19 protein-coding genes are annotated in these 20,889 nt (G+C 53.0%); 8 read left to right on the forward strand and 11 right to left on the reverse strand.

Annotated elements, in window-relative coordinates; translation table 11 throughout:
• Positions 1 to 105: 105 nt before the first annotated feature.
• The 3 genes from truA to pdxB form a co-directional block, all read right to left on the reverse strand.
• Positions 106 to 957 (reverse strand): tRNA pseudouridine(38-40) synthase TruA, encoded by an 852-nt coding sequence (gene truA / locus AACH44_RS13420; protein WP_261847968.1) that lies wholly within the window; start codon positions 955 to 957, stop codon positions 106 to 108.
• Entirely contained in the window at positions 957 to 1,967 is a 1,011-nt protein-coding gene (locus AACH44_RS13425; RefSeq protein WP_261847967.1) for an aspartate-semialdehyde dehydrogenase, read from the reverse strand. Before AACH44_RS13425 ends, truA begins: the two co-directional genes overlap by 1 nt.
• Positions 1,968 to 2,096: 129 nt before the next feature.
• Positions 2,097 to 3,233, reverse strand: a complete 1,137-nt coding sequence (gene pdxB / locus AACH44_RS13430; RefSeq protein ID WP_261847966.1) for a 4-phosphoerythronate dehydrogenase PdxB — start codon at positions 3,231 to 3,233, stop codon at positions 2,097 to 2,099.
• Positions 3,234 to 3,516: 283 nt separating this feature from the next.
• Here pdxB and AACH44_RS13435 point away from each other — a divergent pair, with 283 nt between their 5' ends.
• Together AACH44_RS13435 and flk are read left to right on the forward strand one after the other, a co-directional pair.
• Positions 3,517 to 4,416, forward strand: a complete 900-nt coding sequence (locus AACH44_RS13435) for a DMT family transporter (protein ID WP_261847965.1) — start codon at positions 3,517 to 3,519, stop codon at positions 4,414 to 4,416.
• Between the two features lie 86 nt (positions 4,417 to 4,502).
• Complete coding sequence (gene flk, locus AACH44_RS13440; protein WP_261847964.1) at positions 4,503 to 5,756, forward strand: flagella biosynthesis regulator Flk; 1,254 nt, start codon at positions 4,503 to 4,505, stop codon at positions 5,754 to 5,756.
• Positions 5,757 to 5,858: 102 nt separating this feature from the next.
• On the opposite strand, the gene fabB is transcribed toward flk, so the two are convergent.
• Positions 5,859 to 7,076, reverse strand: coding sequence for a beta-ketoacyl-ACP synthase I (gene fabB / locus AACH44_RS13445; protein WP_261847963.1), 1,218 nt, complete (start codon positions 7,074 to 7,076; stop codon positions 5,859 to 5,861).
• A 171-nt stretch (positions 7,077 to 7,247) separates the two neighbouring features.
• On the opposite strand from fabB, the gene mnmC reads away from it, so the two are divergent.
• A complete protein-coding gene (gene mnmC, locus AACH44_RS13450; RefSeq protein WP_338659283.1) occupies positions 7,248 to 9,275 on the forward strand; it encodes a bifunctional tRNA (5-methylaminomethyl-2-thiouridine)(34)-methyltransferase MnmD/FAD-dependent 5-carboxymethylaminomethyl-2-thiouridine(34) oxidoreductase MnmC in 2,028 nt (675 codons plus the stop codon).
• Positions 9,276 to 9,355: 80 nt separating this feature from the next.
• Here mnmC and AACH44_RS13455 read toward each other — a convergent pair whose 3' ends face one another.
• From AACH44_RS13455 to prmB, 6 genes are all read right to left on the reverse strand, one after another.
• Positions 9,356 to 9,640 carry a YfcL family protein gene (locus AACH44_RS13455; RefSeq protein WP_261847961.1) on the reverse strand — a complete coding sequence of 95 codons (285 nt, stop codon included), beginning with the start codon at positions 9,638 to 9,640 and terminating at the stop codon, positions 9,356 to 9,358.
• Between the two features lie 33 nt (positions 9,641 to 9,673).
• Positions 9,674 to 10,219, reverse strand: a complete 546-nt coding sequence (locus AACH44_RS13460; protein WP_261848082.1) for an elongation factor P hydroxylase — start codon at positions 10,217 to 10,219, stop codon at positions 9,674 to 9,676.
• Positions 10,220 to 10,247: 28 nt separating this feature from the next.
• Positions 10,248 to 11,048: a sulfite exporter TauE/SafE family protein gene (locus AACH44_RS13465; RefSeq protein WP_261847960.1), complete on the reverse strand. Its 801-nt coding sequence runs from the start codon at positions 11,046 to 11,048 to the stop codon at positions 10,248 to 10,250.
• A 9-nt stretch (positions 11,049 to 11,057) separates the two neighbouring features.
• Positions 11,058 to 11,903, reverse strand: a complete 846-nt coding sequence (gene mepA / locus AACH44_RS13470) for a penicillin-insensitive murein endopeptidase (RefSeq protein WP_261847959.1) — start codon at positions 11,901 to 11,903, stop codon at positions 11,058 to 11,060.
• 6 nt (positions 11,904 to 11,909) lie between these two features.
• On the reverse strand, positions 11,910 to 12,995 hold the full coding sequence (gene aroC, locus AACH44_RS13475; protein ID WP_261847958.1) for a chorismate synthase: 1,086 nt from the start codon (positions 12,993 to 12,995) through the stop codon (positions 11,910 to 11,912).
• Positions 12,996 to 13,229: 234 nt separating this feature from the next.
• The gene (gene prmB, locus AACH44_RS13480) at positions 13,230 to 14,171 is read right to left on the reverse strand and encodes a 50S ribosomal protein L3 N(5)-glutamine methyltransferase (RefSeq protein ID WP_261847957.1); all 942 of its coding nucleotides are present in this window, start codon (positions 14,169 to 14,171) and stop codon (positions 13,230 to 13,232) included.
• Between the two features lie 172 nt (positions 14,172 to 14,343).
• On the opposite strand from prmB, the gene smrB reads away from it, so the two are divergent.
• Positions 14,344 to 14,886 carry an endonuclease SmrB gene (smrB, locus tag AACH44_RS13485; protein ID WP_261847956.1) on the forward strand — a complete coding sequence of 181 codons (543 nt, stop codon included), beginning with the start codon at positions 14,344 to 14,346 and terminating at the stop codon, positions 14,884 to 14,886.
• 77 nt (positions 14,887 to 14,963) lie between these two features.
• Here smrB and sixA read toward each other — a convergent pair whose 3' ends face one another.
• The gene (gene sixA / locus AACH44_RS13490) at positions 14,964 to 15,446 is read right to left on the reverse strand and encodes a phosphohistidine phosphatase SixA (RefSeq protein WP_261847955.1); all 483 of its coding nucleotides are present in this window, start codon (positions 15,444 to 15,446) and stop codon (positions 14,964 to 14,966) included.
• A 937-nt stretch (positions 15,447 to 16,383) separates the two neighbouring features.
• On the opposite strand from sixA, the gene AACH44_RS13495 reads away from it, so the two are divergent.
• From AACH44_RS13495 to AACH44_RS13510, 4 genes are all read left to right on the forward strand, one after another.
• Positions 16,384 to 16,935 (forward strand): Csu type fimbrial protein, encoded by a 552-nt coding sequence (locus tag AACH44_RS13495; RefSeq protein WP_261847954.1) that lies wholly within the window; start codon positions 16,384 to 16,386, stop codon positions 16,933 to 16,935.
• A gap of 183 nt (positions 16,936 to 17,118) precedes the next feature.
• Positions 17,119 to 17,655, forward strand: a complete 537-nt coding sequence (locus AACH44_RS13500) for a Csu type fimbrial protein (protein WP_261847953.1) — start codon at positions 17,119 to 17,121, stop codon at positions 17,653 to 17,655.
• A 35-nt stretch (positions 17,656 to 17,690) separates the two neighbouring features.
• Positions 17,691 to 18,464 carry a fimbrial biogenesis chaperone gene (locus tag AACH44_RS13505; RefSeq protein WP_261847952.1) on the forward strand — a complete coding sequence of 258 codons (774 nt, stop codon included), beginning with the start codon at positions 17,691 to 17,693 and terminating at the stop codon, positions 18,462 to 18,464.
• Positions 18,465 to 18,522: 58 nt separating this feature from the next.
• Positions 18,523 to 20,889, forward strand: coding sequence for a fimbria/pilus outer membrane usher protein (locus AACH44_RS13510; RefSeq protein WP_338659613.1), 2,367 nt, complete (start codon positions 18,523 to 18,525; stop codon positions 20,887 to 20,889).

Below are 20,889 nucleotides of genomic sequence, written 5' to 3' on the forward strand. Positions count from 1 at the left end.
ACGCTAACTCGCATCGGCCTTATCACGCATTGCACACGGCTTTTTAATTTACCGCCATCCGGCCGCATGCAACACGCAAAAGGCACACTCGTTACAGCAAAAACATCAATCCGCTAAAAAAAGCGGCCCCATCGTAGGCTGTGGCAAAGCAAAACGCGCGGGGTAATCTACCGCCACCAAATACAGCCCTTCGGCTCTGGCCGTTGCACCTGCTAACGTGCGATCTTTGGCTGCCAACAGTTCCGCAATCCACGATTCGGGACGATTGCCACACCCGACGTCCATCAGGCTACCCACGATGTTGCGCACCATGTGATGAACAAACGCATTGGCCTTAATATCTACCACGATATAGTCACCGTGACGTGTAACCTTTAAATGATTTACATAGCGCCACGGCGTACGCGACTGGCACTGTACTGCGCGAAAAGAGGTGAAATCATTCTCCCCCAACAGGCACTGCCCGGCACGCTCCATGCGCTCCACATCTAACGGGTGATAAAAGTGCGTCATGCCATGCGAGAGCACCGCAGGACGATAGCGGTGATTATAGATAACATAGCGGTAGCGACGTGCCGTCGCGCTGAAACGCGCATGGAAGTCTTCATCGACTGTTTTCACCCAGCGCACGGCGATATCTGGCGGTAAATTCGCATTTACGCCCATCGTCCAGGCCGCCTCTTTTCTGATCGCCTGCGTGGTGAAATGCACGACCTGCCCAGTGCCATGAACGCCGGCATCGGTTCGCCCAGCGCAAAACACTTCTATCGGTTCATCCGCGACTTTGCTCAGCGCCTTTTCAAGACAGGCCTGTACGCTAGCGACATCGTTCTGACGCTGCCAGCCATAATACTGGCTACCGTCATACTCAATACCGAGCGCAATTTTCAGCGGGGCGCGTTCGTTTTCCGCAACGGCAGTGGCTTGAGTCGTCGCCGCCTGAGTGGTTTGCGACATTACCCGAGATACTCCTGCACCAGACACTCAGCCGTTTCTACCGCCATCAGCGCGCCGCCAAAGCGCGCGTTATCAGCGACCGACCAGAATTGCAGCAGCTCAGGAATGCCATAGTCATTACGTAAGCAACCGACGCTCAGTTGCCCATTGCCAGAAGCGTCACCCACCTGTGTCGGGTAATCCTGCTCGTCGCTCACCTGAATATTCCCGGCATTGAGCAGTTCGTCACGCGCTTCTTCCGCAGACAGCGGACGCAGTGATTCAAGATGAACAACCTGTGCGTGACCATAGAACACAGGGGATTGAATGCAGGTCACGGAAATCGGTAATCCGTCATCCTGCAAAACTTTGCGCACCTGATCAACCAGACTGCGCTCTTCGCGCACGCTGCCCGCATCATCCGGCAGTAAAGGCAACAGATTAAACGCTAGCTGTTTCGGGAACAGCCCTTCTTCAGGCGGAATACCATTCAGCAAACGGGCGCTTTGCCCAGCCAGATCGTCTACCGCCGCTTTACCGTGTGCGGAAACTGACAGCATATTGACGACATGCAGACGCGACAGCCCCGCGGCATCGGTCAGGGGTTTAATCGCCGTCAGCAGTTGGCTGGTCAGGCTGTCCGCTACCGCAACGATATTGCGATTACGATAATCCGCCAGCGTATGCGTATTCACACCAGGCACCACCAGCGGTACATCTGGTTCCAGCGCAAACAGGCCGCTGCTATCGATGACCAAACAGCCCGCATCCCCAGCGTCTTCCGCATAGCGGGCGCTGACATCTTGACCGACGACAAAAAACGCCAACTGCGCCTGCGACCAGTCAAAATCCGCCACATCGGTGACCAGACAGGACTGGCCGTTAAAACGTATAGTTTCACCCGCGCTACGCTCGCTGGCCAGCGGATACAGCTCACCCACTGGGAATTCGCGTTCCTGCAATAATTCCAGTAACGCCGTGCCTACTGCACCCGTTGCGCCCAGCAAAGCAATATTCCAGCCGTCAGACATTTGGTTCTCTCCCAAATTTTGAATGAAACACAAATCATGAAGGAAACTGACAGACGATAGTGATGCCGTCTGTCAGTTTATGAATAAAAAGTGTGATACTCGCGCAACACCGTCGTCAGAGGAACACCGTTAACGTGCATCCCGCACTGACGCCGTGAATCCCAGCGCGTTCAGGCAATCTGCGCTGTCAGCATCGGCGCAGATAACATGGAGTGACGACCATTCGCGTCGTTCCTGATAATGTTTACGCAGGCGATCGAATTCGCCTTCCTGATGCGCTACGTGGCGCAACAACGCATCGTCCCGGCGCACATCATACACCAGATGCACCAGACGTTTTAGCAACGCCTCATCTACCGGTGCGGTTAGTGTCACTTCGGCATAGTCCGGTTCAGGTAACAACGATGAAAGCGCGACCTGCTGCGGGATTCCGATAAACTCGCTCCAGGCTTCAAAAACCTGTGTGGTGCCGCGCGCTTTTCCTTCTAACGTATAACCCGCGATGTGCGCCGTACCGATGTCCACTCGCGCCAACAGATCGGTCGATAACGCGGGTTCTGGTTCCCACACATCAAGAATCACGCTAAGTTTTTTGCCCTGTTGCAACGCCTCAAGCAATGCAGCGTTATCCACTACTGGGCCACGGCAGGCGTTAATCAGAATACGCCCGTCCGCAAACGCACTTAGCACGTTGGCATCAACTAAATGATGCGTCCGGTACGGCCCGTCGAGGTACAACGGCGTATGCAACGTCAGAATGTCCGCGTCACGCACTAGCGTTTCCAGCGGCAGGAAATCGCCTGCATCACCGCGATCGGCTCGCGGCGGATCGCACAACAGCGTTTTCACACCCCAGGCTTTCAGGCGTGCATCCAGACGTCTGCCAACATTCCCCACACCGACAATACCGACCGTTTTATCGCGCAGTTGAAAACCATCACGTTCAGCCAGCATCAGCAAAGAAGAAAACACGTATTCTACTACCGCAATGGCATTACAGCCGGGGGCGGCAGAAAACGCGATACCATTGGCGTTAAGCCAGGTGTCATCGACGTGGTCGGTGCCTGCCGTCGCGCTGCCGACAAATTTTACCGCCGAACCAGACAGCAGATCCGCGTTCACCTTCGTGACCGACCGCACCATTAGTGCATCCGCACCTGCCAGCAGATCGCGCGGCAAAGGGCGTCCTGGTACGGCCTGAACGTCACCCAAACGGCTGAAAAGCTCGCGGGCATACGGCATATTCTCATCAACCAGAATCTTCATTCTCTTCTCCGGTAACCTGTAGCCCGCCAAAAAAGCGGGGAGATATTTTGCCACCGAATGGGGCAGAAACCCAAGGCAATTACGATGCGATCCCTTTCCGCCATCGGTTCACGTCGCTGTATTTCCCTCGATAAACGGCAAGTTATATGCAAAGCCACACCCCGTTGAAGAACATACCGGGTTGATAGTCCTTATGTAGCTCTGCTATGTTGTTTGCCATTGCCGCACTTGCCCCATTTTATCGACCAGACTGGCAGCCCGTGCGTTTTCCGTCTGGTACGTTATGAGAAAACCAACGTTGAACGCCCTATTTCCCACCATCGCCGTCCTGATCTGGTCAATTAACGTCATCGTCAACAAGCTCTCCGCGAGCGTTATTGACCCGGCCGCTATCTCGTTTTATCGCTGGCTTCTTGCGTTCCTCGTCATGACGCCGTTCATGCTGCCAGCGCTTCGCCAGCATGCGGTGGTCATTCGTCAACACGCCTGGAAACTGCTAGTGTTGGGTCTGCTTGGCATGGTGTTGTACCAAAGTCTGGCTTACTACGCCGCGCACACGATCAGCGCCGTGATGATGGGGATCATGGGATCGCTCGTGCCGCTCCTCACCGTCTTGCTCAGCATTCCTCTGCTACGCGTGGCACCCACGCTGGGCGTCGTGCTCGGGAGCCTGCTGTCGCTGGCAGGCATTATCTGGCTGATTGGCGAGGGGCATCCCGAACAGATTCTGGCGCAAGGCATCGGCCCCGGTGAATTCATGATGTTTTGTGCGTCGCTGTCCTATGCACTCTATGGCGTGCTAACCAAACGCTGGAGCATCCCACTGCCCAACTGGGTATCGCTCTATGTACAAATTGCCTTTGGCGTGGTGGTACTGATTCCCAATTTTTTGCTGACGGACAATGTACAGCTCAATGCCGACAATCTGCCGCTGGTGATTTTCGCTGGCATCATGGCTTCAATCATTGCACCTTTTTTGTGGATTCAGGGGGTGATGCGTCTGGGAGCCAGTAAAGCCGCCATCTTTATGAACCTGACGCCGATCTTTACGGCGATGATCGCGATTAGCTTTTTGCACGAGCCTTTGCACCATTATCATCTGGTTGGTGGGGGCATTACGCTACTTGGCGTGATCCTCGCCCAGCGTTTGCGCGTCCCGTTAGGACGTACTTCGAGTGATTAGTGCGCTTTAGACGATGCATGACTATCGGCCATCACGGTAGATTGCTATGATTCATCTCAATCATGACGGCAGTGAGGATAACCAATATGCAACCTGTAAACGGCTCAGGTGCCCCGCTGCCCGGCGAACGTACGGTTACGCCGACAACCTCATCTGCATCCTCTAACGCCGCTGGTTCCACCAGCGGCGATCGACCGCTGACGTTGGCACAACGCACGACGCTGGAAAATCTGGTACTCAAAGTTGCTGCGCTGACCACATCAAAGGCAGCGGAAGTCTGGACGACGGTAAAACAAGGGTTAGGACTGGCAGAAAATAATGAACTGCTGTCCCGCCACTACCAGCCTGCCGAGCAGATACTCCAGACGCGCTTAACGCAGGCGCAAGATAGCGGTGGACGTCAACAGTGGCTTCAGCGCCTGACAGATATGCTGTCTCAGGGAAATAATCGTCAGGCGGTCAGCAATTTCATCCAGCAACAGTTCGGCAGCACCACGCTAAGCTCGCTGAATAAAATGCAGCTACAGCAGGTGGTTACGCTGCTGCAAAACGGGCAAATTCCGCAGTCAACGGCATCAGCGACTGCGTCGCAAACCGCTCAGGCCGCCAACTCGCCCGATCGTCCGCTTTCTCCTACGGAACAGCGCGGCTTGAATCAGTTAGTCACCCGATTAGCGACCATGACGGGGGAACAGCCAGCAAGAGTGCTGAACAATCTGATGATAATGCAGAATCTTAGCCCAGGCGACGTCATCCCGTTCAAACATCTGTCGCTGATCACGCAGTTCCTGCAAGCACAGGTTGAGCTACAACAGACGCAGACGCTGCTGCGCGCCACCTCGCCAACACCACAGGGAGCACCGACAAATTCAGGCACAGCGGATGCATCGTCAGAACCGCTGACAGCCAACACCACCAATACAGCTAACGCGACAAACGCAAATTCGGCATCAACCACTACGCTATCATCACAGCCACAGCCAACACAAAACGCCCTACTTTCCACGAACCTTGCCCCATTGCAGGCGCTGCTACAACAGCCTCTGACCGCGCAGGAACAGCACTTATTGATGGATTACACGCAGAATCGCTTCAATATTGGATTACAAACTCCGCTGACGCCGATGCAGGTCAGCGATCTGCTGACGCTCCTGTTTACCCAGCGCATCCAACGTTCACAGGAAACGGACTGGACGACCACCTCATCGTTGCTGCATCCGCTGTTTAACACTCTGATTGCCTCGCTACCGCTCAGTTGGCAATCCCTGTTTCATAAGCCGATGTTTTTGGTGATTGTCAGCACCTGCGTCGCGGCATTTCTGTTTTGGGTGTTGATCTAAAAACCTATCCCATTAAAGCAAGCGGATCTTCACTACGGCCAACAACAAAAAACCCCGCGGCTTGCGCCTGCGGGGTTTTTGTTTAGCCGGGTGAAAAATCGATTATTTATCGAGTTTTCTCATTACCAGTGCGGCGTTAGTGCCACCAAATCCAAAGCCGTTAGACATAACGGTTTTCAGTTCACGTTCAGTGGTTTCCGTAATGATGTTCATGCCTTCAGCACGTTCATCCAGCGTATCCACGTTAATGCTCGGTGCAATAAAGCCGTGCTCCAGCATTAACAGCGTATAAATAGCTTCCTGAACACCAGCGGCCCCCAGAGAGTGCCCCGTCATCGCTTTTGTCGCAGAAATAGGCGGAAGCTTGTCACCGAAGACTTCGCGAATCGCCCACAGTTCTTTCACATCCCCCACAGGCGTAGACGTACCGTGCGTGTTGATGTAGTCGATCGGCGTGTCAATGTCTTGCATCGCCATCTTCATGCAACGCACCGCGCCTTCACCTGACGGAGCAACCATATCCGCGCCGTCAGACGTCGCGCCATAACCGACGACTTCCGCGTAGATATGTGCGCCGCGCGCCAGAGCGTGTTCCAATTCCTCTACCACAACCATACCGCCACCGCCTGCAATCACGAAACCATCGCGTTCGGCATCATAGGTACGAGAGGCTTTTTCTGGCGTTTCATTGTATTTGGTCGACAGTGCGCCCATCGCATCAAACTCACAGGCCAGTTCCCAGCACAGTTCTTCGGCACCGCCAGCGAACACGATGTCCTGTTTGCCCATCTGGATTTGCTCAACCGCATTACCGATGCAGTGTGCGGAGGTCGCGCAGGCAGAGCTGATGGAGTAGTTCACACCGTGAATTTTGAATGGCGTTGCCAGACAGGCAGATACCGCAGAACCCATGGATTTGGTCACCACATAAGGGCCAACCGCTTTCAGGCCACGTGGGCTGCGCATGGCGTCCGCACCAAATACCTGATAACGCGCAGAGCCGCCGGAACCGGCAATCAGGCCAACACGCGGGTTATTCTGATAAACCTCATCAGACAGCCCAGAATCCTGAATCGCCTGCTCCATGGATAAGTAAGCATAAATCGAAGCATCACTCATAAAACGCACAACTTTGCGATCGATGAGGCCAGTGGTGTCCAGTTTGACATTCCCCCAGACGTGACTACGCATACCGGAATCTTTCAGCTCTTGAGAGAAAGTAATACCCGAGCGGCCTTCCCGCAATGATGCCAGAACTTCCTGCTGGTTATTACCAATGCTCGATACGATCCCCAGGCCAGTAATCACTGCACGTTTCATTTAATACCTCTTCTTCCACTTATAGAGTTTGGGATTTCGCTTCGCACTTTAGCGTACAGTTGTAAGCTGAACAAGTCCGATCAGCCGAACTAGCGCGAAATATTGCTAAATTTGCACCACGATCTTCAGCTCGTTAAAATCTCATCATCACTTGAATAATGAGCTTTTGCCGTGGCTAACCTTCCCATACAACATGCATCGTTAAGTTGGAACGCTCAGGGTACACCTGTATCGCAACAGTTTGATGACGTCTATTTTTCGAATCAGGATGGGTTGGCCGAAACCCGTTATGTGTTTTTAAAAGGCAATCAGTTTCCAGAGCGCTTCACCACGCACCCGCGCACAGCCTGCGTGGTAGCAGAGACCGGCTTTGGCACGGGTCTGAATTTTCTCACGCTGTGGCAAGCCTTTTCCCTCTTTCGTCAACAGCACCCGCAGGCGACATTGCGACACCTGCATTTCATCAGCTTCGAGAAATTCCCCCTGCGGCAGCACGATCTGGCTGCCGCACACGCACAGTGGCCGGAGCTAGCAGAATTCGCCGATGAACTGCGCCAGCAGTGGCCGTTAGTGCTGTCGGGTTGCCATCGTCTGATTCTGGCACAAGGCAGCATCACGCTCGATTTGTGGTTCGGTGACGTTAACGCCTTACTCCCTGAGTTGGATGATAGCCAGAATCATCAGGTCGACGCCTGGTTTCTGGACGGTTTCGCGCCCGCCAAAAACCCAGATATGTGGACCGATAATCTGTTTCAAGCGATGGCGCGCTTGTGTCGTAAAGAAGGCACATTCGCCACCTTTACCGCCGCAGGCTTTGTTCGTCGCGGTCTGCAACAGGCAGGGTTTCAGGTCAGCAAAATCAAAGGATTCGGGCAGAAACGTGAAATGCTGAGCGGCATCCTTCCCGATGTACTTCCCATCGTCTCGCCGACGCCGTGGTATGCACGCCCTGCGGCCAGCACGACTGACGATATTGCGATTATCGGCGGCGGCATCGCCAGCGTACTCACCGCACTGGCACTGCAACGTCGCGGTGCAAACGTCACGCTCTACTGTGCGGAGTCACAGCCTGCCACGGGCGCATCCGGCAATCGCCAGGGCGCACTGTATCCTCTGCTGAATAATCGGCACGATGCGGTGTCCCGTTTTTTCTCCCTCGCCTTTGACTTTGCTCACCGCAGTTACACCGCGTTGGCGCAGCAGGGTTTGGAGTTTGAGCATCAGTGGTGCGGCGTCAGCCAGCTCGCCTGGGATGAAAAAAGTGCGCGTAAAATCGAACAGATTCTGCAAGGGGAATGGCCGGAAGAGCTGGTCGTCAGCGTGGATGCACAGCAACTGGAAAAGCAGAGCGGCCTGAATCCCAGCGTAAACGGCATCACTTATCCTGACGGCGGATGGCTGTGTCCGGCGGAACTGACAGCCGCGGCGCTGAAGCTGGCACAGCAACTCGGCCTGTCGGTGCAGATGAATACTGCCGTTTCCGATCTGGAGAAAACGGGTAACGGCTGGGCGCTCACCCTGAGCACTGGCCAGCAGGTAAATCATGCGGTCGTAGTGCTGGCAAATGGTTATCACATTACCGACTGGCCACAAACCCGCCATTTACCCGCCTACGCCGTACGCGGGCAGGTCAGCCATATTCCGACCAACCCGGTGTTGGGGAAGCTTAAACAGGTCTTGTGCTACGACGGCTATCTGACGCCCGTGAGTCCGCAACATCAAACGCACTGCATCGGAGCAAGCTATTTACGGGGCGAAACACATTGTGAATACCGGGAGGAAGAACAGCAGGATAACCGTCAACGCCTGCTGAATTGTTTGCCCAACGCCGAGTGGGCTAAAACAGTCGATGTCAACGATGCACAAGCTCGCCAAGGCGTCCGCTGCGCGCTGCGCGACCACCTGCCGCTATTAGGCGCAGTGCCAGACTATGAACAAACGCTGGCAGACTATGAGGTTCTGCTGCATCCACAGCACCGTGCCGAGGCCGTGCCAAGCGCGCCCTATTGGCAGGATCTGTTTATCATCGGTGCGTTAGGTTCACGCGGCCTGTGCTCCGCCCCACTCGCGGCGGAAATCCTGGCTTCACAAATCTATGGCGAACCCCTGCCGCTGGATCGCGACACGCTCGCCGCGCTCAATCCGAATCGTTTCTGGATAAGGAAACTGCTGAAGGGTAAGCCTGTAAATCAGGATTAATGAGGAAGAAAATGTGCTGGCTTGACTAAACCAGCACGTAAAACCAACACTGACAGATTCATAATAAGCACACCTGAAAATCAGTGCGTACTATTCTGAGCTTGCTGGAACAACCGTTCCCACATCCCGTTAACCAGTACCTGATCCGGCGGTGACAGTTCACCGTTTTTGATCGCGTGATTAATACTGTCGCTAACGCGTACACGCAGTGCTTCAAGCGAGTGTTCCCCGTTCTCTTCCGCTTCTGCGACTGACACTGTCAGATGACCGCGCAAATAGCCGCCAGCAAAAAGTTCGTCGTCGCTGGCATGTTCTACCATGTCATCAATCAGCGCCAGAATGCGCGTTTCAAATTCTGCGATCATTTCTTATCCTCAAATTTTTGCATTTCCTGCGCATCACAGATCGGCTGGATACGGGAAGCTCGCCGCCGTCAGCGGGGGCGTATTGTAAAACGATTGTAACGCGTGAATAAAGCTTGCTGGACGCGCAGGTATCCCTTCTTCCAGATACTGCATCACCTGCGCATGCACACGCCGCTGAAAATCAATACGGTCCGGCTCGCAGTCGCCATTTAGGTTGTCACAGCTGACGTTAAACGGAAAGCCCGCCGCGACGCAGAACAGCCAGTCGAAGGCCTGGGGTTTGATCTCCACCACTTCAAACTGGCTTTGCGTCGCCGTATCACGGCCATCTGGGCAGTACCAGTAGCCGAAATCGACCTGCAAACGCCGCTGTGCGCCCGCAATGCACCAATGAGAAATTTCGTGCAACGCGCTGGCATAAAAACCGTGAGCAAACACAATACGGTGATACGGAATTTCATCATCCGCTGGCAGATAAATGGGCTCATCGTCGCCTTTTACCAGACGGGTATTGTATTCATCACCAAAGCAATCATTAAAAATATCAATCAGTTGTTGATAATGGTGCGTCGTTGTCATGTTATCTGTTGTTATCATAAAATTTTTTTCATAAAAGCTGTTCCAGCCAGGCAGCAATGGCATGCCCATGGCTGTCATAAATCAGCTTGCTGCTCATGATGGCAGAAACCAGCACCAGCATAGGACGGATCAGCTTTTGCCCTTTCGTCATCACCATTTTGGCACCAAGCCGCGCACCGAGGATTTGCCCAGCCAGCATCACGCCCCCGACGACCCAGACCACTTTTCCGCTGAGTATAAAAAACAACAGCCCACCGAAGTTAGAGGTAAAGTTCAGGATTTTGGCGTTCGCCGTCGCTTTTGCCAGATTGAAGCCATACAGGGTGACAAAGGCCAGCGCATAAAACGACCCAGCGCCGGGGCCGAAGAAGCCATCATAAAAGCCGACGCAACCGCCTGCCACAATCGCAAACGGCAACGGCGATAACCGACGTTGGCGGTCTTCATCACCAATTTTGGGCGTTAATAAGAAGTAGAGACCGATACCGATAATGAGAAACGGCAATAGCTGACGCAAAAAATCAGCGTGAATTTGTTGGATCAACCAGGCACCAAAGGTTGAGCCGACAAACGTCAGCGCAATAGCCAGTTTCTGCTCGCCCAGATTCACCGCGCGACGACGAATGAAATACAGGCTGGCCGAAAAGGAACCCCCGACAGCCTGAAGCTTATTCGTTGCCAGCGCCTGTGCCGGGGATAGCCCTGCCGCCAGCAAGGCTGGGATCGTCAATAACCCACCGCCACCCGCAATCGAATCAATAAACCCTGCCAATGCCCCGACAAAAAACAGCACGGCCAGCATGTCTGGCCCAAGCACTAACCAATCCATCTTTACTCGTTATCTCGCGGTAAAATGTCTGTCGAGCAAGGCCTGACAAGACGGCGGCAACGGTGGTGGCGTCGTTTTCTCTGGGGCTTCGCTACTCGGCTGCTTCGGCTGGAACCAACTGGTTAACTCAGCGCCACATCCGTCGCCAATAGGGGGATCGCTCTGTTCCTGACACTCCAGGCTATCTGCCGGACAGCGCAAACGAACATGCATATGCGCACGATGCGCAAACCAAGGGCGGACTTTGCGTAACCAGTCACGATCGTGACCCGCTTCGGCACACAGCTGTTTTTTAATCGCCGGATTAACGAAAATACGCGTCACATCGCTATCCAGCGCTGCGGTCTTGATCAGCGTAGTGACTTCCGGTCGCCAAACGCGCGGGTTGACGTTCAGCCCGCTGGCGTTAACCAAATCGATAGGTTGCGGTTTCAGCAGTTGTTGTTCACTCCAGCGCTGTCTGGGCAACTGTAGCCAGATATCCACATCCAGCCCAGATTGGTGACTGGCGTGGCCGCTGCTGAAGCGCCCCCCAACAGGCATTCCCATATCCCCTACCAGCACATTTCCTGAGGTCGTGCGCTTGACCTCGTTGCTCAGGCGCTGAATGAACGCCAGAAGATCGGGGTGACCAAAATAGCGACGCTGATCGACACGCATCACCTGATAGTCCAGCGACTGCAACGGCAACGGTTGGGCACCGATGATACAGCCATTGGAAAAGCTACCGATGGCCTGTGCCGTCCCCGCGACCGGATGCGTGATCTCCTGCCAGGGCGTTTTCGCCCATGCAGCGTTCGACAACAGTGGCGCACTCAGCGCGAGCGCGAGAACCCCGATTAACCCTTGTTTCATGATTTTTTACCAGCGAGGAACCTGACTGTTCACATCCCCACACTGTGCGCGTTGGCGCAACAGGTGATCCATTAACACAATCGCCATCATGGCTTCGGCAATCGGCACCGCACGAATCCCGACACACGGATCGTGACGTCCGCGTGTCACCATTTCAGTCGCTTCCCCCTGACGATTAATCGTTTTTCCCGGCACCATAATGCTGGAGGTCGGTTTCAACGCCAGATGCGCGACGACGTTCTGCCCGCTGCTGATCCCACCCAAAATGCCGCCAGCGTGATTGCTCTGAAAGCCGTCCGGCGTGATTTCGTCTCGGTTTTCGCTGCCACGTTTGGTGACAACCGCAAAACCATCGCCAATTTCGACGCCCTTCACGGCGTTAATGCTCATCAGCGCGTGAGCCAGGTCGGCATCCAGACGGTCAAAAACCGGTTCACCGAGCCCGACAGGCACCGATTCCGCTACGACGCTGACTTTGGCACCAATGGAATCGCCCTCTTTTTTCAGCGCGCGCATCAGTTCATCCAAGGCTTCCAACTTGTCGATATCTGGGCAAAAGAACGGGTTTTGCTCTACCTGTTCCCAATCTTTTAGCTCGCAGGTGACATCGCCAATCTGTGACAGGTAGCCGCGAACCTTCACACCATGTTGCTGTTGCAGGTATTTCTTCGCAATCGCCCCCGCAGCAACGCGCATCGCGGTTTCGCGCGCAGAAGAGCGGCCACCGCCACGGTAATCACGCTGGCCATATTTTTGCTCATAGGTGTAATCGGCATGACCAGGGCGAAAGACGTCTTTAATCGCGCCGTAATCCTGAGAACGCTGATCGGTGTTTTCAATCAACAAGCCAATGCTGGTTCCGGTTGTCACGCCCTCAAACACCCCAGACAAAATCTTGACCTGATCGGGCTCGCGGCGCTGCGTTGTATAGCGAGACGTCCCCGGACGACGGCGATCCAAATCGTGTTGCAGATCCGCTTCTGTCAGCGGGATCCCCGGCGGTACGCCGTCAACAATACATCCCAGCGCAATACCGTGGGATTCACCAAATGTAGTGACGCGGAAAAATTGCCCAATACTGTTGCCTGCCATCACAACTCCTTCGCATGTGTTCTGTTTCTACCTTACCGTCTAAACAGTAAGGCGAATAAATATCGTTATGACCGTTTAATCACGGCTGCTGACAGAGGTCGTTGAACGGTAGTAACGGATAGATCGTAAAGACGCTGCAAGTACATCCCTGTAAGCTCGGATTGCGCCATCCCTGGCGCAAACGCTTTACTCTTCTATTCCGTTACTCCCGCCCTCACTTCGCAAATAGGTTTATCAGCTATCCGAATCACGGTAAGCGCTAAAGTGCGCTTTGTAATCAACCAGCTGTGACTGGGTTAGCATAAACACGCCGTCACCGCCGTTATCAAATTCCAGCCAGGTAAACGGGATGTCTGGGTATTGATCGATCAGGTGCACCATACTGTTGCCCACTTCGCAAATCAGCACGCCGTCGTCGCTAAGATAGTCTGGCGCACAAGCCAGAATACGGCGAACCAGATCCAGGCCGTCGTTACCCGCCGCCAGCCCCAGCTCCGGTTCAAAACGGAATTCCTGCGGCAGATCGAACATATCTTCTTCATCGACATACGGAGGATTAGTCACGATCAGGTCATAGCGAATGGCAGGCAAATCGCGGAACAGATCAGAGCGAATCGGCGTCACACGGTATTCCAGACCGTGCTGCTGAATATTTTGCTCCGTCACCGCCAGCGCATCGCTGGAGATATCCACCGCATCGACTTCCGCTTCTGGGAACGCCTGAGCGCAAGCAATAGCAATACAGCCGCTGCCGGTGCACAGATCCAGAATATGATTTGGCACCTTCGGCAGTTGCTCGTCAAAATAGTTATTGATCAGCTCACCGATAGGAGAGCGCGGCACCAGCACACGTTCGTCAACGTAGAATTCCAGACCGCAGAACCAGGCTTTATTGGTCAAATAAGCAACCGGGATACGCTCATTGACGCGGCGGATCACGCGTTCAACAATGCGCTGCCGTTCGCTGGTGATCAAACGGGACGTGTACATATCTTCAGGAATATCGAGCGGCAGATACAGACTAGGCAACACTAACTGTATGGCTTCATCCCAGGGATTATCCGTCCCGTGACCGTAATAGACGTTGGCTGCGTTAAACCGGCTGACAGCCCAGCGCAACATATCCTGAATGGTATGAAGTTCACTGACGGCCTCATCGACGAAAATTTTGTCCAAGGGTGTCCTCCGCAGACTGTTCGGAATTAAGAAATTGGCGCTTAGTTTGCCATGAAGCCCGCGACAAATCAGCAGATATAACCGACTGAACGCGCCCTGATACAGACTTTTATTTAGCGACAGCGAGGAGACAAGGTAAACTGATCGAATGTTGACGCAAGATGAATGAACGATGAGTAATAAATATTCGCTGAATGACGACGAATTGCAGCTTTTTCGCACGTCTATCACTGGCACAAAAAAGTTGCGTCAGGATACCCATACCCACAAACCGCTACGCAGGAAAATAGGCGAATTGCCCGCCAAACGGGTATTGCAGGAGCAGGTTGATGCCAGTTTTTATTTTTCGGATGAATTTCAGCCGCAGTTGGACGCAGAAGGCCCGACGCGCTATGTTCGCCCAGGTGCCAGCCATTATGAATTGAAGAAACTACGGCGGGGGGATTATTCACCGGAGCTGTTTCTGGATTTACACGGCCTGACGCAACTTCAGGCAAAGCAGGAACTGGGTGCGCTGCTGGCCGCCTGCCGCCGGGAGCACGTTTATTGCGCCTGCGTGATGCACGGACACGGCAAACATATCCTCAAGCAGCAAACACCGCTTTGGCTGGCTCAGCACCCTGACGTACTGGCTTTTCATCAGGCGCCGAAAGAATTTGGTGGGAATGCCGCGTTGCTGGTATTGGTTGCGCTGGAAGCGCCTTCGCTTGAATAATCTCTGTTCTACTTCAAAACGAAAAGGCGTGTACATGCGTTACACGCCTCATATCGTATTCAACGTTAGGTTAGCATTCAGGATTTCGCGCTCAGTTGCGCCGGGCTGACTTGCCAATGCAAAACGCCATGACCGGATTCAACTTCCACTTTCACGCAGGCAATAGCAGACGTGGCAAACATCGGCGCCGTTTCATTCCGGCATAATTCTGCGACCATATAACCCACCAGCGGCAAATGCGAGACAACCAGAACCGCCCCCACGCCTTCTCTCGCCAGTGTTTGCAGATAATAGCTGACAAGTTGGGCATCACCACCGGGCGTCAGTTCATTAAGGCAATCGGCTTCCTCCGGTAAAGGCAGTACTTTTTTCACCACGTCGAGCGTTTGCTGGGCGCGTAAATAGGGGCTCACCAGAACACGCTCAATATCAATATTCTGCTCATTCAACCAACGCGCCATCTGGCGAGACTCATCACGACCACCGTCACTTAATGGCCGAACAGCATCACTCGCTGCATCAAGTACCGCATCACCATGACGCATTATCAACACTTGCATATCACACCGCTATGTTAATGAAATATATGGTTTATCCTCATACATTATATTGTATGAGCATAGGCTTTCCTGCAATTATGGCATTTCTGCCACGTAAGCCATCTTTCATTGCTGTAGGTTACCTGAGTTTCTCATCCCGATAAACTCATCTGACAGCGGGTTCAGGTATGAGACTTGTTCCATTTCTGATTATAAATAGTAATACCATGATAAATAATAGGTTTAAGTCTGCATAACAATCACACTCTCTTGTAAAAGACATAACCATAATCTTAAGAAGGGTATTGTGATTAATTAAAAAATCACGCAAAAATGAATCAAAAAACCACCAAAGCAACAAAATCAAAATAAAACACTATAAAAACAAAGAAAATCGATTACTTAAACTTTTTTAACACATATCAATTTTGCGATATTGTTAAAAAACCACTCTACTTCTATCTTTATCTTAAATAGCGTTTTTTTAATATTCACTTTATATAAAAAAGAAATCATACGGAATATAACGCCATATAATCAAAAGAGAGTGATCTTCTATTTTAAGGATGCTCGTGCAACTCAGGATAAAAACCGAAGAGCCTTTCTATTATTTTTATATGTTCGGAATGCCCATCACCATGGAAGAGAGAATTAGCAGCACATTTTTCCTTTATAGATTTATTTTCACCATGCGAAAAACACTGAAATTTTAGCAAGATATATTTCAGCAGTGCGACATTTTTATGTCAGTGGTTTTGCCAATCAGGAAAGAGAACAACCCTTCTGCATTTTCCTGGTAGGTTGCTCCATGCCATATAAATATCCGTACTGATTAAAACGACTCGTTATGATTTTTTTTGTAATAGTCATTCATGACGAGCAGTTTTCACGGAAACCAATACACCTTCGTGAAGATACTTTCGATGAAAATAAGTGAGATACATATAAAGGAATCGTTATGAATTCTAGACGTATAACATTACCTATTCTGGCGACACTATTCACAACAGTCAGCCTCTCTCCCACCGCCAACAGCGTGACGATTAATGGTCAGATTCCCGTATCACTCACCATTACTGCCGCCTGTACCATCAACAACGGCGCAGCAGGTCAAAGCGGTACATGGGGTACGATTAATTTTGGTTCCCATTCCGATTTGACCAGCAGTATTGATAGCCAGTCCACCAGCGCGGGAGGCAACGGGATTACAGTCACGTGCTCGGTTGGCACCCCTGCCACACTGAACATCGGCGCCGGGCTGAACGACAGCGGCGCACTGCGCAGACTCGCACCGGACACAGGCACCTATAACGTCCCTTATCGTTTATACAGCGACAGCAACCGTAGTGCCGAGCTTACAGCTACGGGGAGCACGGGCATTGCGATTGTCGCAACCGGCAACCCGCAGCCAGTTCCCGTCTATGCCAGTATTTTGCCATCAGACCAGACTGTTCTGTCACCCGTTGCGGGGTCTTATACCGACACCGTTGCAGCCACTATCGTATGGTAATTGTTTACAGGCCGACATGCTCATATGTCGGCCTTTTTAGGGTCATTGATCCACAAAAAAAGGAGCCGTTATGTCACCCTCTCTCATACGCGATGTGGCGTTTACTGACTACGTCACGTCGCTCCTTTTGACTTCAACCGTTTCTCGTATCGCCGTTCAACTTACGTAACCACGGGTATTGCGATGCGTTTTTCGTCGGCATTGATGTTGCCACTTCTGCTGTCTGGTTCCATTGTTCCCAAGGTGGTGATGGCGCTCACCGTGAGCAGCACATTCGATGTCACGGCAACGATACAAAAAGGCTGTGTTTTTGGCACCAGCACGGCAAGCAACCAGCCGAACATGGGCACGCTGAATTTTGGGACGCGTAGCGCCACGGCGACCAACGTGGATATCGCCAGCACCAGCGGCGGGGGGTCGATTATCGCGACCTGTACGCCAGGCATCAGCGCCGTTATTGAACTGAGCTACGGCACTAATGGCGGTGACAGCACACAACGTTATCTGAAAAATGCAGCAGGAACGCGCCTGTTGGCTTATCAACTCTATCGCGATGCGGCACGCACACAGGTATGGGGAATGGGAGGTCTGGCACTCAACATCGCCTCTTTTCCTGCTACAGCTCAGACCTACACGGTTTATGCCCGCTATTTTGGCGGCACGCCTCTTCCTCCCGCAGGGGTTTATACCGATAACGTGACCGTCAGCCTGACTTATTAAAAACAAAACAGGGTGAATACAGAATGAAAAGGAAAATGATGTTTTTTATTCGGTCAATGGTCTTTTTATTAAGCGGTTTCGCCTCATCGTGCTTTGCCGCCAGCTCTATTCTTGTATGGCCGATCTATCAGGTTATTGAGTCCGATGAGAGCAGCTCGGCGCTGTGGCTGGAAAACAAAGGTAATGCGCCCGTCGGCTTGCAAATCCGCATCATGTCCTGGAAGCAGATAGACTTCCAGGATCGTTATGCCGAACAAAGTAACGTGATTGCCACCCCACCGTTCATGACACTGGAACCGGGTAAGCGCAATATGGTACGTCTGATTCGCGTCAACCCCGCGTCTGCCAATACCGAGCAGGCTTATCGCATCATCGTTGATGAAATTGCCGCACCCAACCAGCAAAACTCCCCACAGATGGGTTTGCAATTCCAGATGCGCTATCTGCTGCCATTATTCCTTGATGGTGCGGGCGTCTGGACGCATGTTCGCCCAGGTAAACGACGAGCCAACGCAGGGCCTACGTTGCCCGTGCTCAGTTGGAGAATCAGCGCGGTTGGGGGGAAAAACTATCTTTATGTCCGCAATCGTGGCGTGGTCCATGCTCGTCTGAGTAACGTCTATTGGTCGGCCGACCAACGCGGGAAAGGCAGTCAGGTAAAGGTAACCGACGGCTTTTTAGGCTATGTGCTACCGGATCGGGAGATGCGCTGGCCGTTGCCCGCGGGCGTATCGACACCGGGTGCGACGATGCAGCTCTTCACCCACCTGATCGATATCACCGATCCCATTTTGATTAAACGTGAATGATGGTTTGGTTAACGGCAGAGGCGCGGTTATTGGCCGTGAAGCTATGGTGAAGCCGGGTATGAAGCGCAAAATCGTTGCCTTTCCCCTGATCATGTATGCTCCGTTTGTGCTGTTTTATTCTGCGACGATCCTCGCGGAAGAGTACACCGATCTTCCCGCGCCCCCCAGCGCCATGCCCACGCTCAGCGAATCGGTTTACTATTTAACGCTTTCTGTTAACGGACAGAGCGATAACACGGTTGTTCCTGTCACCTATCGTGCCGGGAGCTATTATGTGGAAGCGGCAACGCTGCGTTCAAATCACATCCGCTTACCGGAGCAGAGTACGGGGCTAGTCAATGTTAACGCGCTGCCAGAGGTCACTGCCGATTACGATCAGGCCATACAGCAACTAACGCTCACGGTGCCCACGCTCTGGCTACCAGAGCAGTCCGTTGAAGGCGGAGGACAAGACATGCCACGTATCCCCGCTCGCAGCAGCCCCGGATTGTTGTTCAACTATAACCTTTATTACACCTCATCCCGCAACAATGCAGATTTACTCAACAGTTGGATGGAACAGCGCGTTTTCAGTCCCTATGGAACCTTATCCAACACGGGGATCTACTATTTCACCTCGGGTGGCAATACCGCGCAGCAAGGTGACTATCAGCGTTTCGACACCTATTGGCGCTATAACGATCACGAACGCATGCTCACCTATCAGGTTGGCGATCTGATCAGCAACTCCCTGACGTGGAGCAACTCGGTGCGCATAGGCGGCCTGCGCATCGCTCGCAATTTCGCCCTCCGCCCGGATATCGTGACCTACCCGATGTTGCAATATACCGGTACGGCTGCCGTACCCAGCACGCTGGATCTGTTTATCAACGGCTATAAAGCTAATAGCACCAGCCTGAATGCGGGTCCCTTCACTCTCACGAATACGCCTTACCTTAACGGCGCAGGGGAAGCGACCGTCATCACTACGGATGCTCAGGGGCGGCAAGTTTCCACCACGATCCCCTTTTACGTCTCCAACGCATTGCTAAGAGAGGGATTAAACGATTTCGATCTGTCCGTTGGCGTGTTGCGTCAGGACTATGGCGTAAAGAATAACGCCTATACTCACGACCCTGCCGTCAGCGGCATCTATCGCTACGGGTTGACCAATAAACTGACGGTATCGGCGCATGGCGAAGCGGTACAGGATCTCTATCTGCTCGGCGCAGGGGCGGATTTTACCGTCGGCCGCTGGGGCACGCTGAGTTCGTCCTACAGCCAGAGCGAAAAAGAAGCCACCGGACACCAGTACACCACAGGCTACTCCTACTACACCTCCGCGTTTGGCCTGAATGTTCAACACGCTAAACGCAGTGAAACCTACCGCGATTTAACCGCCATGCTGACGGAGGGTCGACTCAGCCGGGAAAGCTATCAGGCAACCGCCAGCAGCCAAATCTTCGGTGAAGGCAATGGCTCATTCGGCGTGGGTTATTTCGATATCCGTACATACGATTCAATCCGTACCCGCTTGCTGAATTTCTCTTTTAGCCGTCAGGTCTGGCAAGACAGCTCCATTTACCTCGCCTTTAATAAATCGCTGGGAGAAAACGGCTACAGCGCCCAGATCCAGTTCGTGATGCCTTTTGGTACAAACGGCAACATGAATGCCGGCGTTCAGCACGACAGCAATGGTGATTATTCACCACGTGTCGGAGTGAACCGCACCGCGCCAACAGAGGGGGGAGTTGGCTGGAACGCCGCGTATGGCGCAGGAAGAACGCCTTATCACCAAGGTTCGCTGAGCTGGCGTGGCCCTTATGCCATGTTTGCCGGAGGGACTTACGGTAATGAAGGGAATACCACCCAGTGGGGTGAAGTAAGCGGCTCGCTGATTTACATGAACGGGGGGCTTTTCCCTAGCAATCGTATTAACGACGCCTTTATTGTAGTCGATACCGAGGGATACCCCGACGTCCCGGTAAGATATGAAAACCAACTGGTGGGGAAAACCAACAAACGCGGCCATTTGCTCGTGCCCTGGGTCGTGTCCAATTACCCCACGAAAGTGGAAATCGATACGTTACAACTGCCAGCCAACGTCACCACACCACAGGTAGAATCCCGCGTGTCGGTCAAAGAAGGCAGCGGCACCATCGTGACATTCCCCGTTCATGCCGTGCGATCCGCCAATATTATGCTCCGCAATACGGATGGTAACCCACTCACCATCGGCACCTGGATAACAGACGAAGCCAGTGGCAATACCACCATCAGCGGCTATGACGGTCTGGCTTACTTCACCAATCTGGGAACCGCTAACCGCTTACGCTTTAAACAAGAGGATGGACGGCTTTGCCGGGTGGAGTTCTCACTGCCGGAATCACAGACCATGATGGCGACTATCGGCCCACTGACCTGCCAGACTGACTCAAAAGGATAA

Source organism: Pectobacterium araliae (assembly GCF_037076465.1).
In the GTDB taxonomy this organism is placed as follows: Bacteria; Pseudomonadota; Gammaproteobacteria; order Enterobacterales; family Enterobacteriaceae; genus Pectobacterium; species Pectobacterium araliae.